The 13,114-nt window shown below is 74.3% G+C and carries 13 protein-coding genes; 7 read left to right on the top strand and 6 right to left on the bottom strand.

Features of this window, described 5'->3' with window-relative positions:
- Positions 1-1,549 (top strand): VOC family protein (locus VF202_07105; protein HEX7039858.1); only part of this gene is annotated, 1,549 nt, incomplete at its 5' end.
- 189 nt (positions 1,550-1,738) lie between these two features.
- On the top strand, positions 1,739-2,536 hold the full coding sequence (locus VF202_07110) for a CPBP family intramembrane glutamic endopeptidase (GenBank protein HEX7039859.1): 798 nt from the start codon (positions 1,739-1,741) through the stop codon (positions 2,534-2,536).
- 58 nt (positions 2,537-2,594) lie between these two features.
- Here the strand turns inward: VF202_07110 and VF202_07115 are convergent, their stop codons facing one another.
- The 4 genes from VF202_07115 to VF202_07130 form a co-directional block, all read right to left on the bottom strand.
- Positions 2,595-3,155, bottom strand: coding sequence for a DinB family protein (locus VF202_07115; protein HEX7039860.1), 561 nt, complete (start codon positions 3,153-3,155; stop codon positions 2,595-2,597).
- 148 nt (positions 3,156-3,303) lie between these two features.
- Complete coding sequence (locus VF202_07120; protein ID HEX7039861.1) at positions 3,304-3,846, bottom strand: DinB family protein; 543 nt, start codon at positions 3,844-3,846, stop codon at positions 3,304-3,306.
- A gap of 11 nt (positions 3,847-3,857) precedes the next feature.
- Positions 3,858-4,370 carry an SRPBCC family protein gene (locus VF202_07125; protein HEX7039862.1) on the bottom strand — a complete coding sequence of 171 codons (513 nt, stop codon included), beginning with the start codon at positions 4,368-4,370 and terminating at the stop codon, positions 3,858-3,860.
- Positions 4,367-4,699, bottom strand: coding sequence for a metalloregulator ArsR/SmtB family transcription factor (locus VF202_07130; protein ID HEX7039863.1), 333 nt, complete (start codon positions 4,697-4,699; stop codon positions 4,367-4,369). The genes VF202_07125 and VF202_07130 overlap by 4 nt, the downstream gene beginning before the upstream one ends.
- 115 nt (positions 4,700-4,814) lie before the next feature.
- On the opposite strand from VF202_07130, the gene VF202_07135 reads away from it, so the two are divergent.
- The 3 genes from VF202_07135 (at position 4,815) to VF202_07145 (ending at position 7,390) form a co-directional block, all read left to right on the top strand.
- Positions 4,815-5,831: an alpha/beta hydrolase gene (locus VF202_07135; protein HEX7039864.1), complete on the top strand. Its 1,017-nt coding sequence runs from the start codon at positions 4,815-4,817 to the stop codon at positions 5,829-5,831.
- Between the two features lie 129 nt (positions 5,832-5,960).
- Entirely contained in the window at positions 5,961-6,872 is a 912-nt protein-coding gene (locus VF202_07140) for a diacylglycerol kinase family protein (protein HEX7039865.1), read from the top strand.
- A gap of 158 nt (positions 6,873-7,030) precedes the next feature.
- Positions 7,031-7,390, top strand: a complete 360-nt coding sequence (locus VF202_07145) for a VOC family protein (protein ID HEX7039866.1) — start codon at positions 7,031-7,033, stop codon at positions 7,388-7,390.
- Positions 7,391-7,485: 95 nt separating this feature from the next.
- Here VF202_07145 and VF202_07150 read toward each other — a convergent pair whose 3' ends face one another.
- The gene (locus VF202_07150) at positions 7,486-7,956 is read right to left on the bottom strand and encodes a hypothetical protein (GenBank protein ID HEX7039867.1); all 471 of its coding nucleotides are present in this window, start codon (positions 7,954-7,956) and stop codon (positions 7,486-7,488) included.
- Positions 7,957-8,127: 171 nt separating this feature from the next.
- On the opposite strand from VF202_07150, the gene VF202_07155 reads away from it, so the two are divergent.
- Entirely contained in the window at positions 8,128-8,688 is a 561-nt protein-coding gene (locus VF202_07155; protein ID HEX7039868.1) for a dihydrofolate reductase family protein, read from the top strand.
- Here VF202_07155 and VF202_07160 read toward each other — a convergent pair.
- The gene (locus VF202_07160; protein ID HEX7039869.1) at positions 8,651-11,461 is read right to left on the bottom strand and encodes a tetratricopeptide repeat protein; all 2,811 of its coding nucleotides are present in this window, start codon (positions 11,459-11,461) and stop codon (positions 8,651-8,653) included. The two genes, VF202_07155 and VF202_07160, sit on opposite strands and share 38 nt — an antisense overlap.
- Positions 11,462-11,636: 175 nt before the next feature.
- Between VF202_07160 and VF202_07165 the strand changes: the two genes are divergently transcribed.
- Positions 11,637-13,114: hypothetical protein (locus VF202_07165; protein HEX7039870.1), on the top strand; the 1,478-nt coding region annotated here is incomplete at its 3' end.

Here is a 13,114-nt window from a genome sequence, read left to right on the forward strand (position 1 = left end):
CGGCCTGCACCACGTGACGGGCGTGACCGGCGACGTCCAGGCGAACGCCGACTTCTACCTGGGCCTCCTGGGGCTGCGGCTGGTCAAGCGCACCGTCAACCACCAGGACCCGTCGACGCTCCACCTCTTCTACGCGCCGCACGACGGCAGCCCCGGCACCGCCCTGACCTTCTTCGCCTGGCCGGACACCGCGGAGGGGCGGCGCGGCGTGGGCCAGGCCGCCGAGGTAGGGCTGAGCGTGCCGCGCGCGGAGGTCGGGTTCTGGTACGAGCGGCTCCTGTCGCGCGGCGTGCGCTTCGGCGGCCCCACCGCCAAGGGCGGGCAGACGACCTTGTCGCTCGAGGACCCGGACGGCCTGCCGATCGTCCTGGTCGGCACCGACGACGCCCCCGCTCCGGCGGCCGACGCGGAGCGCTCCGGGGTGCCCCCGGCCGCGTCCGTGCGCGGCCTGCACCACGTGACGCTCTGGTCTGACCAGGTGGAGGCGACGGGCGAGGTCCTCACGGCGCTGCTCGGCTTCGAGGCCGTAGACCGGGCCGGCACCCTGCGCGCCTACCGCGCGCCGGCCGAGGTGGGCAGCCTCGTCTACGTGCGCGACGCCGCCGGGTTCTGGCCCGCCGCGGGCGGCGTCGGCACCGTCCACCACGTGGCCTTCCGCCGCGACATGGACACCTTCCCGGCCCGGCTCCGGGAGTACGCCGCGAAGCGCCTCCTCGCCATGAGCCCGCTCCGCGAGCACGGCTACTTCCGCTCGGCGTACTTCCGCGAGCCGTCGGGGGCGCTCTTCGAGGTCGCCAGCGACGACCCGGGGCTGACCCTCGACGAGCCCCTGCAGTCGCTGGGCGAGGCCCTGGTCCTGCCGCCCGACCTGGAGCCGCGCCGGGCGGAGCTCGAGACCGTCCTGCCCACGTTCGCCCTGCCCGGCGAGGCTCGCCTCCCGCGCCGCGACCTCGGCTGGGTCCACCGGTTCGTGCCCGGGTCCTCGGGCGCCACGTTGGTGCTACTGCACGGGGTGGGCGGCGACGAGACCACGCTGCTGCCGCTGGCCCGCCGGGCCTCCTCCCGAGCTCACCTCCTCTCCCTCAGGGGCCACATCGCCGACGGCGCCGGGCCCTCGTTCGTCAGGCGCTCGCCGGCCGGGCAGGCCGATCCTGCCGCGCTGCGCCTGGCCGCCGACGAGCTCGCCGTCTTCGTGCGCGAGGCCGCGCGCCACTACGACCTGGGCGGCGCGCCCACGGTGCTGGTGGGGCACGAGGACGGCGCCGACCTGGCGCTGGCGAGCATCTCCCGCCACCCCGACGCCTTCTCCGCCGCCGCCCTCCTGCGCCCCGGCCTGGCGCCGAGCGAGCCGCCGCGCGGACGGCTCGATGGTAAGCGGGTGCTGCTGGTGCTGGGGAGCGACGACCCGTCCCTGGCCCAGGGGGAGGCGGCGGCCGCCTACCTGAGCACGGCCGGAGCCGAGGTCGAGGTCGTGCGGGTGCCGTTGGGCACCGTGCTCTGGGACCCCGACGTCGAGGCGCTGCGGGTCTGGCTCGACGTGGCCGGCTGAACCGGGCGCGGTCCAGGACGGTCGAGTCGTGGGCGGCAGGGCCGAGCGCGGGCCGTCGGCCGGGGCGTGCCGCCGGGACAAGGCTCCGTCGTCGCGGCGCGCCCTCCGGCACGACACTGGGGCGTGAGAAGCGTCGGGCCGACAGCCGCCGCTACTGGGGCGCCCCGGGTACGACTGCCCGCACGCCGCGTGCCCCTCGCGTCCCTGGCGCTGTTCCTGGCCGCGCATGCGGCCTTCGTGATCGCCGTGAACCTGGGCTTCCGCGCCCGCGTGCCGGTCTTGGACACGTTGACCGCCAACCTGGCCGGGCTGGCCGTGCTCGTGGGCGGCCTGCTGCTCGGCGCCTTCGGGCTGCGCCCCGCCGACGTGGGTCTTCGCGCCCGGGACGTGCCGGCCGGTGCCGCCTTCACGCTGGCCTACTTCGCGCTGGTGCAGGCCGGCCTGCTGGCCTACTCGCTCCTCACCGGCGCCGAGGTGGTCGACGAGTGGGCGCTGGCCGGCGCCGCCACCGCCGCCTACCTGCTCGTCTCCCAGCTCCTCGGGAACGCCCTCTACGAGGAGGTCGTGTTCCGCGGCTTCCTGCTGCCCCAGCTCTTCCTGCGGTTCAGGCGCGCGGGCCCCGCGCTCGCGCTGACGCTGGCGCCCGCGGTCTCGCAGGCGGCGTTCGCGCTGGCGCACGCGCCCAACCGCCTCTGGGTCACCGGCCTGCCTCCCGGCGACCTGCCGGGTGCGCTGCTGCCGCTGTTCGCGATGGGCCTCTTCTTCGCCCTGCTCTACCTGCTCACCGACAACCTCTTCGCGGTCGTCGGCGTCCACGCGCTGAACAACCACCCCATGCTCTCGCTCGTCGCCGACGGCGCGCGCCTCGAGGGACCGTACGCCCTCGTGGCGCTAGTGGCCGCCCTGGGCCTCGCGGGCGCGTGGCGCCTGTGGCGGGGGCGCGCCGGTCGCGGTCGCGCGACGCCCAGGCTCGAGCCCGCCGCCTGACCGAACGTCCACCCCTCGCTCGAACCGACGAACGGGTCGAAGGCGTGGGGGCGCGCCCTCAGGGGCCGGGGAAGCTCGACTTCGCCTGGCGCCACCGGCGCCTGATGGCCCTGACCTCGTACATGTGCCCGGCCTCGTGCTCGACCAGGTGGTACACCGCCCACGCCGGGGACATCGCGTAGTCCTCGCCCTCCGGCTCGCGTAGCCGGTGCCAGTCGTCCAGGTCCATCGCGGCGAAGCGCCCGAGGACGCTGCGGCGCACCGCCGCGAGCCGGTCCAGGTGCGTCTCCAGGTCCTGTCCCGCCACGTGCACCAGCGTCCCGTCCGGCCCGCGGTCCTCCTGGTAGGGGAACAGCGCCGTGAGCTCCGGGGGGAACGGCTCACGGTGGACGTCGTAGTAGCACCACCCCATCTCGACGCCGGCGATGTGCGTCAGCAGCGTGCCGATCGAGTTGTCGCGGCCGATGGGCCCGCGCCAGTCGAGCTCGTCCTGCTCGACGCCCCGCAGCGCCCTGTGGAGGCCGCGCCTGACCTCCTCCATCGCCCACAGCCAGGCGCCGACCTCGCGCTCCCGCGCCTCGAGCGGCTCCACGGCGTACACGTGCCGACGTTCGGTCATCTCCGCACCCCTCCTCCGCGCACGTTGGCGTGCGAAAGCTCGTCCGGGACTCGCCGAGTGTAGCGCCGCGAGGCTCTCCCGCTGAGAGGCGCGGGGCCGGTCCACCCGGAGCCCGCTTGCCTAGGGGTGCTAGGCCACGGCCGTGCCGTCAGGACGCCGGCCGCGGCCGGTCGCGCAGTATGGGCAGGAAGCGCTCCCAGGGGCCCACGTCCTGGCCGTACCGCTTGGCCATGACGCGCACCACCTGCGCCAGGTGCCCGAGGTCGTGCACGACCCAGGTGGCGAGGAGCTGCCTGAGCGAGACGGGGCCGAACTCGGGGTGGTTGGCGCGGGCGTCGAGCGCCGCCTCGTCGAGGCCCCAGGACGCCACCTCGGCCAGGCTCTCGCGCCGTGCGGCGGCGAACTCGTCGAGGAGGTCCTCCAGCGGGCGTCCGGCGTGGAGCCGCCTGTGGGCGAAGCGGTCGAAGGGAGGGAAGGAGGCGCCGGGGTCGCCGGCGCGGATCACGCGGGCTCGCGGCAGCCAGTTCGTGCGCTCGGCCTCGAGCAGGTGCCCGACGACCTCGAAGGGGCTGAAGGTGCCCTCGCCCTCGTCGGCGTGGAGCCAGGCGTCGTCGAGGCCGCTCAGGAGGGCGCGCAGCGTCGCCGGCGTCCGTCCCAGCACCTGGGAGGCTCGTTCTAGGTCGAAGCGCATGGTCACCGCCGTCAGGCCGCCAGGCCGGGAAGGAGGTCCTCGAGGCGGTCGTAAGTGACCTGCATGCCCGACTCCATGCCGCTGCCGAGGACGATCTGCAGCACCTCGGGCGTGTGGCACTCCACGTGGAGCCGCATCGTCGTGACGCCGCCCTCCTCGGTCAGCTCGGTGGTCACGAGCGTGCTCGGCTCGTCCACGTCTGGGCCGCCGCCCGGCACCCCCTCGTACACCTCGGTGTTCACGAGGCGGCGGGGCCTGTCGACCTCGTGGTAGCGGCCATGGAAGAACACCTCCTGACCCTGGTCGATCACGGCGTTCCTCCAGCGGCCGCCGGGGCGTACGTCAGCCACGCACTCGACCCACCGCCCGCTCGGGAAGCCCCACCAGCGCTTGATCAGCTCCGGCTCGGTGAGCGCCCTGAACACGGCTTGGGCGGAGGCGTCGAACTTGCGCTCGACCTCGTAGGCGGTGTCGGAGACGACGGTGATGGTGGCGCAGCCCTTGCGGTTCTGTTTGACGGTCATGGCCCTTCCTCCTCGAGCTCCGCCACCACGTCGTCGAGCCGGTCGAGCCGCTCGTTCCAGGTGGCGCTGAAGCGCTCCAGCCACTCGAGGACCTGCTTGAGGGCGCGTCCGGCGACGCTGTAGTAGCGCCACTTGCCCTGGGGCCGCACGTGTACGAGCCCCGCCTCCTTCAGGACCCCCAGGTGCTTCGACACCTGCGGCTGGGGTATGGCGAGGCGCTCGACGAGCTCGCTCACGGTCACCTCCCCCTCGCCGATCGCCGTGAGCAGGTCGCGGCGGACCGGGTCGGAGAGTGCCGCGAAGGCGTCGCTGGCCCTTGCCTTCGCCACGTGGGCATCATATTCCAGAATCGGAATACGTTGTCAAGCACCGTGCGTCCGTGACCTGCCCGGCGGCCGGCCGCGTCCGTTCGCTACAGTGGTCGCATCTGACCGGGAGGACCGTATGGACCTGCGCCAGCTGTTCCGCCGCGTCGCGTCCGTGGCCATGCTCGCGTCCGCCGCCGTGGGCGTGCTCGCGTCCGTCACCGCGGCGGGCGCCCAGCCCGAGCTGCCGCCCGCCCCCGGCCGGCTCGTCGACGTCGGCGGGCGCCGCCTGCACGTCTACTGCGTGGGCGAGGGCAGCCCGACCGTCGTGCTCGAGGCCGGCCTGGGCGACGGCTCGATCAACTTCCGCGCGCTGCAGACACGCATCGCCGGGTTCACGCGCGTGTGCGCCTACGACCGCGCCGGCTACGGCTGGTCGGACGAGTCGGACGACGCCCGCGACCTCAACGCGGTCGTCGCCGACCTGGGCGCCCTCCTCGAGGGAGCCGGCGAGGAGGGACCTTTCGTGCTCGCCGGCCACTCGCTGGGCGGGCTGTTCGCGCTCGGTTACACGAAGGCCCATCCCGACGACGTCGTGGGCGTGGTGCTCATCGACTCGTCGCACCCGCGCCAGATGGAGGCGTTGGCGGAGGTGCCCGAGCTCATCGCGGCGCAGGACATGGAGATAGAGGGGCTGGCCGCGGCCATCGACATGGCCGAGTCGGGCGGCCTGCCGCCCGACGCCGTGCGCCCGAACGCCCCGTCCGTGCTGACTCCGGCCCTGCAGGACGTCTGGGCGCGGCTGTTCGTGCAGGCGAAGCAGCTGCGCGCCGCGGTGGCAGAGTACCGCGCCCTGGAAGCGACGCTCGCGCAGGCGGCCGAGGCGCTAGACCTCGGCGACCTGCCCGTGACGGTGATCTCGCGCGGGCTCGGCGTCGAGGCGCAGCTGCCCGCCGAGGCGCTCGAGGCGATGGGGCTGACCCCCGACGTCCTGCGGCGCGCGGAGGAGATCTGGGGCGAGCTGCAGGAGGACTTCCTGAACGTGTCGACGAGCTCGAAACGCGTCGTCGCCGAGCGCAGCCCGCACTACGTCTACTACCAGCAGCCCGCGCTGGTGGTGGCAGCGGTGCGCGAGCTCGTGATGCGGGCGCGCTGAGCCGTGGCCGGCGGTCGCCGATCCGGCGGGCCGGCCAGGGCCCCCAGGCACACCGGCCGGCGCTCCCGCGGACTCGCTGGACCGCCCGCGCCCCCCGGGCGCGGGTACGCCAGGGCAGGCGGCTGACCCGTGCTCTCCGGGCGCCGCGTCCTCGCCGTGCTCAACCCCACGAGCGGGGCCGGACGCGGCGCCGACCTGGAGTCCGCGGTGAGGGACGGCGTCCTCGGCCACGGCGCCGCGTCGGCCGAGGTGCGGGTGACCTCAGGCCCGGACGACGCGCTGTCCTGGGCGACCGCCGCGGCCGAGGAGGGCTTCGACCTCGTCGTGGCGGGCGGCGGCGACGGCACCGTCACGGCCGTCGCCCGGGGCGTGTTCGCCTCCTCCGCCGACGTCCCGGTAGCGGTCCTGCCGCTCGGCACGGGCAACGGCCTGGCGCGCGTGCTGGGCGTGCCGCTGGAGCCGGAGGCGGCGCTCGAGTCACTGGCGAGCGGGAAGCCCGTGAGGCTCGACGTGCTCGAGGTCACGTCGCACGGGCTCGTCTCGCTCCTCTTCTGCGGCGCCGGGCTCGACGCGATGATCAACGAGGCGGCCGACCGCGAGGCCAAGGACGAGCTGGGGTTCCTCGCCTACTTGAGGGCGGCGCTCTCCGCCTCCCGCGACCTGAGGCGACACGACCTCACGCTCGCGCTCGACGGCCGCACCAGGCGCCTGCGCGGGCACACCGTCATCGCCTTCAACGCCACGCGGCTGGAGCTGCTCGGCCTCGCCGTGGGCCCCGACTCCACGCCGCACGACGGCCTGATGGACGTGGCGGTCATGCGCAGACCCGGCGCCTGGGCCGTGCTGCGGCGCGCCCTGCGGCTCCTCGACCGCGCCGGCTCCCGCGCCGACCTCGCGCCGGCCGCGCACCTGCGCGTCGAGGCCAGCCCGCCGCTGCCCGTGCAGGTCGACGGCGACCCCGTGGGCGAGACGCCGCTGGAGGTGAGGGTCGCGCCGGCCGCCGTCACGTTCGTGGCGCCGGCGGACTACGGCGGGGGCTAGGCGCCCGCCACCCCGTGCCGAGGCCGGGCGCCGCCCCTGCGGGCCCGAAGCGGTACGCCCGCTACGACGCGGGGCCCGTCGCCCGGCGGTCGTCGCCGGGGCCGGCCCCCGCACTGCTATCGTGCCGTCACTCGTCCGAGGGGCAGTGGGAGGCAGGCATGAGCGACGCGCGAGCCGAGCACGACCGCCGCATCGACTACGTCGAGCTGGCCGTGACGGACGTCGAGGCCGCGAAGCGGTTCTACGGCGACGTCTTCGGCTGGGAGTTCACGGACTACGGCCCCGACTACTGCGAGTTCCGCGACGGACGCCTCAGCGGCGGCTTCACGACGGGGCGCGAGGTCACGCCCGGCGGGCCGCTCGTGATCGTGTACGCCACCGACCTCGAGGCCGTCGAGGGCGCGGTGCGCGGCGCGGGCGGCAGCGTCGTGGAGCCCATCTTCTCGTTCACCGGGGGACGCCGGTTCCACTTCGCCGACCCCAGCGGCAACGTGCTGGCGGTGTGGTCGGACAGGTAGGGCGACCACGACCGGGCGTCCGCGGACCAGCGGACCCGTCGGACGGCTAGGGAGTCCGCTTCCGGGCAGTCGCAGGCCCGCGCCCGGACGACCCTTCACCCGCGCAGCCTGACGATCTCCCGGCGGGTGTGGTCGTCGATGTACTCGAACCACTCGACGAGCGTCAGGGGGCCGAGGTCGTTGTGCGGCACCACGGCCTGCTGGTCGGCGCCGGACCGGGCCAGCTCGCGCGCCAGGCCGATGCTCTCCTCGCGCGTGCGCGCGAACGCCTCCTGCAGGTCCTCGAGCGAGGAGCCCTCTGGCAGGCGGTAGGAGTGGTACGGCTCGAGCACCGTGGGCGGGTCCTGCCAGCGCCGCACGCGCGCCAGGCTCCACCGCTCTATGCCCACCCAGTGGTTCAGGGCCTCGCGGTTGCCCGGCGTGTCGCTAGCGGCGAGCATGCGGGGCAGCAGCCGGTCGCGTGACGCCTCGAGCTGCTCGGCCAGCTGCTCGAGGGTCTTCCCCCGCGCGCGCCGCCTGACCCGAGGCCGGAGCAAGGCTCCGATCACCTTCTGCACGAAGCTCACGTTGGCGCTACTGTATGGCACCCTCTGTGACGGCCCGGTGCCGTGCGCCGGCGTCGAGGGTCGCGGAGCGCGAGAGGGGCCGAGTGCGCGCCCCGCGAAGCGCCGACGGACCCCAGGGACGGGCGCCGGCGTCGCGCGACAAGCGGGCCTAGGGCGACAGGGAGGGCCCAGGTGAAGACTGTCTACTACACGGCCAGCAGCCTCGACGGCTTCATCGCCACCGAGGCGGACTCCATCGACTGGCTCATGCAGTTCGGGGGCGAGGACCCGAACTACGCGGAGTTCATCGCCGGCATCGGCGCGGTGACGATGGGCAAGAGCACCTACCTGTGGATCCTCAACCACCACCGCGCGACCAAGGGCGACGCGCCCTTCGAGTGGGTCTACGAGCAGCCGACGTGGGTGTTCAGCTCCACCGACCTCGAGAAGCCGGTTACGGGCGACGTGAGGTTCGTGCGCGGCGACGTGCGGCCGGTGTACGAGGAGATGGTCCGCGCGGCGGCCGGCAAGGACGTGTGGATCGTCGGCGGGGGCGACCTCGTGGGGCAGTTCCACGACCACGGCCTGCTCGACGAGATCGTCGTGACCTTCGCCCCGGTGACGCTGGGCTCCGGCAAGCAGCTCCTGCCGCGGCGCATCACCAAGCCGCCCATGGAGCTCGTGAGCGTGCAGCAGCTCGGCCCCTACGCCCGGCTCACTCTCCGGGTGCAGCGGGCGCAGGCGACGACCTAGCGGCACCGCGCCGCGCGCCGCGCACCGCGCCGCGGGCCAAGCGGCGCCCCTCGACGAGGGCTAGCTCCACGGCGGCGTCGAGTGACAGCTCGGCGCCGCTGGTCACGAAGGCGCCCAGCGCCTCCGCGCCGACGAGCCTGGTGGCCTCCGCCTGCCAGCGCGCGCGTTCCTCGGCGGCGAACCACTCGGGCTCCAAGCCGAGCCTGTTCCGCAGAGCGTCCGCCGCGCCCCACAGCCGACCCGCGACGCTCGCGTCGCCGGCGGCCGTCGCCAGGGCGGCGTACTGCTCGAGCGCAGGGTGCACGCTGATCGTGATGCCGAGGTCGCGCACTATCGTCAGGCTCTCCCGCAGCGCGGCCTCCGCCGAGGGCACGTCACCCTCGCGCACCGTGACGAGCCCCAGGCTGCCCAGCACGTTCGAGAGCATCTGCAGGTTGCCGAGCGCGCGCAGCCGCGAGACCGCCTCGCGGTAGCAAGCGGCGGCCTGCTCCAGGCGGCCCCGGAACAGGTGCACGTCCCCGAGGTTGTTGAGGACGAACGGCACGAGGTCGTCGACGCCGGCCTCCGCGGCGAGGGCCGAGGCCCGCTGGTACCACTCCGTGCCGGCGTCCAGCTCCTGCCGGAACACCGCCAGCACGCCCAGCGCGTTCGCCACGCGCGCCTCCTCCTGCCGGCTCGCCACCGACCGCGCGAGCTGAAGGGCCCGCTGCAGCAGCGGCCTCGGACCCTCGAGATCGCCCTCGAGCACGAGCGCGAAGGCGTGCTGGCGCAGCACGGCCGCCAGGTCCTCCTCGGTCCCCGGGGCCGGGTCGGACGCCGCCACCTGCTCGTACCAGGGCAGCACGGCGTCGAGCCGGCTGCGCCTCACCCAGTACTGGCCGAGGGCCCGCAGGAGAGCCAGCGTGCGCGGGGCGTTCCCGCTCTCCCGCGACCACTCGATCGCGGCCAGGAGGTCCCGGTGCTCGCGGTCCAGGCGTTCCAGCCACCGCCCGCCGTCGGGAGTGTCGAAGGCGCGCGCCGCGGCCCTGGCCACGCCGAGGAAGTGGGCGGCGTGGCGCTCCCTGACGCGCGCCAGGTCCCCCCGCCGGACCTCGGCCCTCGCCCTGACCCAGCGCCTGAGGACCGGGGGGCATTCGAAGAGCCCGGGAGCGGGCCGGACGAGCAGCGACTTGCGGCACAGGCCGGCCAGGTCGCGCAGGTCGACCTCGGCGACCGACGCCGCCGTCGCCCTGTCGAACGACCCCCTGAGCACGGATAGCCGCATCATGCGCCCCCGCTCCGCCTCGCCCAAGAGCTCCCAGCTCCGGCCGAAGACGGCGAGGATGCTCCGGTGGCGCGGGGCGACGTCCTGCGCCTCGGTCTCGAGGATCTCGACGCCCTTCGAGACCTCGGCGACGATCTCGGCCACCGGCATCACCGTCACCCACGACGAGGCCAGCTCGAGCGCGAGGGGGTTCCCGCCCGTGAGCCGGCCCAGTTCCACCAGGTGCGGCACGTCGGCCTCCGTCAGCTCGAAGGTCGCGTCGGCCCGCTGCGCCCCGGCCAGGAACAGCTCCCCCACCTCGCCCCCGCGCGGTCCGTGCGACGTGAGCCCGGACAGGGGCAGGACGTGCTCGCTGACCCACCCCAGAGGCTGGTGAGCGGTGAGCAGGAAGGCGGCGTGCGGCGCCGCGGACATCAGCCCGCCGAGCCAGCCGGCGCCCGGCAGGTGGCGGTCGAAGTCGTCGAGCACGACGAGGGCGCGTCCGCAGCCCGCCAGGGCCTGGGCGACGTGCCCCTGCTCCGCCCCCGCCGGCGGGAGCGGGGCCCCGAGCGCCTCGAGCAGGGCCCGGAAGACGTCGGCGGTGCCCGGCAGGTCGTCGCAGGACAGGTAGGCCACGCCGCTCGGGAACGCGTCGTGCGCCAGGTCGTCGGCGACGGCGCGCGCCAGCGAGGACTTCCCCATGCCGCCGAGGCCCGTGATCGTCACGAGCCGGGCGCCCTCGGCGACGAGCAGCCGGCGCAGCAGCTCCCCCTCGCGTCGCCTGCCGACCAGCCTCGGCCCTCCGGCCCACGCGCGCGGCTCGTCGGCCGCGGACCCGGCACCAGGGGCCGCAGACGGCTGACCCGCGCGGCGCGCGTCGGCGGCGGACCGCGCGGCGCCGGGCGAGCGACCCACCTCCAGGCCGAGGTCCTCTACGTCGGTCCTCAGCTTCCTGGCCGCGGGGTCCTTCGCGGTCCACAGCACGTCGTGGGCGAGGAGCAGGTCGTCCACGTCGAGCAGCGACGCGTCGCGCACGGCGAGGGCTCGCCTCACGAGGGCCGCCGCCTCGGCCGGTCGACCGCGCGCGGCGGACGCGCCCGCTCGCGCCAGCAGCCCACGTTGCAGGGAGGCCGCCAGCGCGTCCCTCGTGTCGTCGACCCACTCGAGCAGCTCGGCGCTGACGCCGCGCACGCTCAGGCCCGCCAGGAAGCCGTCCCGGTGGAGGTCGGCGGCCCTGTCCACCTCCCCGGCCTCCAGGGCGGCGCGGAACTCGTCGACGTCGCAGGACGCCTGGGCGGCGACTGTCGCGTGCGTGGCGACGAAGGCCCCCGGGACCGCCTTCGCCAGGCGGGACAGCGTGAGCGAGAGCTGGTTCAGCGGGTCCCTGGACCGCGGCCAGAACAGGGCGGCGAGCCGACGCCTGGCCTGCGGCCCCGCCAGGTGCAGGTAGGTGAGCAGCAGCAGGGGCTTCGGACGCGCGAAGCCCGAGTCCGCGACACCTAGAGAGCCGAAGGTGACGAGCCGAACCATGTTGCTATGCGATCCGCGCTTCTCACACGATACACACGTCCCTGTCATCCGCCGGTGCGGATGACAGGCCGAGTACAGGGGGCCCGCCGCATCATCCCGTCGCAAATCCGTCGGGTCGCCGCGTCCCCGCGAGGACGCGGCGTGCTGACGCGTCGCTCGGAAGGGACGGGAGAGGATGCCCCAGCTAGGACCAGCCCGCACGAGGATGTGGGCGACGATCTTCGCCCTCGGCGCCCTGCTGGGCGCCTGCGGCCAACCGCAGCCGCCGGCGCCCCCGCTGGAGATCGTGGAGGCCGAGGCCACGAGCCAGACCTCCGTGGTCGTCACGTTCAACCAGGCCGTCGACGAGGGAGCGGTCGAGGCCGACAACTACCGGATCACCGGACCCGACGGCTCGCACCTGCGCGTGCTCGCCGCCTACCGGCTCGAGGACGCCGCGAAGGTCGTGCTCGCCACCGAGCCCCAGCAGCTCGTCGAGTACCAGCTCGTGGTGCGCGACGTCGGCGCCGCGGGGATCATGTCGGCAGCCGGCTTCCAGGCCCAGAGCGCGTTCGGCGGGTCGGGCGAGACGGCCCCGATCGTCGCCAGCGCGATCGCTCTGAGCAACACGACGGTCCTCGTGACCTTCGCGGACCCGAACAACGGCAAGCCGGCCGACATGGGGAGCGGCGCGCTGGAGCCCGCCTACTACGAGATCGCGAACCCCGGCCTGGACGTGCTGGGGGTGGCGTACGCCAGCGGCGGCAAGGACCACGCCCGCGTGGTCCTCACGACGAGCTCGATGTCCGACCTCACCTACACGGTCAAGGTCACGAACGTGCTCTCCGCCGCGGGCAGCAAGCTGGTCGACCCGTTCCTCAACACGGCCACCTTCCGCGGCATCACGGAGGGCGACCAGGTCCCGCCGCAGGTGACGGAGGTCTACGCGACCGACAACAAGACGGTCGTCGTCCGCTTCTCCGAGCCGGTTAGCGACAACGCCGTCGACCCGACCAAGTACGTGATCGTCGACTCGGAAGGCAACCCCCTGCCCGTCGTCTCCGTCGTGCTGGACGAGTACAAGGTCCAGGCGACGCTCACCACCTGGCCGATGACCTCCGGCGTCGACTACCGGCTCGTCGAGGTGGTCGGCATCACGGACAGGAACGGCAACCCCCTGGTCATCGGCCCGGGGTCGCCGCCCGTGTTCGTCGGGGCGCCGGTGAACCCGGGCGAGGACGGCGTACCGCCGCGGGTGCTGGGGGCGAACTCCATCGACAGCACCCACGTCGTCGTGACCTTCAGCGAGCCCGTCTACGGCGCCGGCGACCCACAGAAGTACTCGATCGCCGACCGCGACACGTTCCGGTCCGAGACCCTCAGCCCGCAGTCGGTCCTGCTCGTCGTCGACGCGACAGTCAGCGCCAGCCGACGCACGGTGACGCTCACGACCCGCCAGCAGTCCGAGATCGTCTACGCCCTGACCGTCACCGACGTCACCGACGTGGCCGGCAACCACATCGCCCCGCCGGACCGCGACCACCCCTTCCAGGTGACGTTCCTGGGCACCGGGGTCACGGGCACCGCGGAGGACACCGACGGCGACGGCCTGTCCGACGCCGCCGAGCAGGCCGGGTGGACGGTCACCGTCCGCAACGCCGACGGCACCACCTC

The sequence above is a fragment of the Trueperaceae bacterium genome (genome assembly GCA_036381035.1).
In the GTDB taxonomy this organism is placed as follows: domain Bacteria; phylum Deinococcota; class Deinococci; order Deinococcales; family Trueperaceae; genus DASRWD01.

Bases quoted from the DNA above. Each gene is read 5' to 3' on its own strand.
- VF202_07115 (HEX7039860.1), bottom strand. From the start codon at position 3,155: ATGACCGAACGTCGGCACGTGTACGCCGTGGAGCCGCTCGAGGCGCGG.
- VF202_07120 (HEX7039861.1), bottom strand. From the start codon at position 3,846: ATGCGCTTCGACCTAGAACGAGCCTCCCAGGTGCTGGGACGGACGCCG.
- VF202_07125 (HEX7039862.1), bottom strand. From the start codon at position 4,370: ATGACCGTCAAACAGAACCGCAAGGGCTGCGCCACCATCACCGTCGTC.
- VF202_07135 (HEX7039864.1), top strand. From the start codon at position 4,815: ATGGACCTGCGCCAGCTGTTCCGCCGCGTCGCGTCCGTGGCCATGCTC.
- VF202_07145 (HEX7039866.1), top strand. From the start codon at position 7,031: ATGAGCGACGCGCGAGCCGAGCACGACCGCCGCATCGACTACGTCGAG.
- VF202_07160 (HEX7039869.1), bottom strand. From the start codon at position 11,461: ATGGTTCGGCTCGTCACCTTCGGCTCTCTAGGTGTCGCGGACTCGGGC.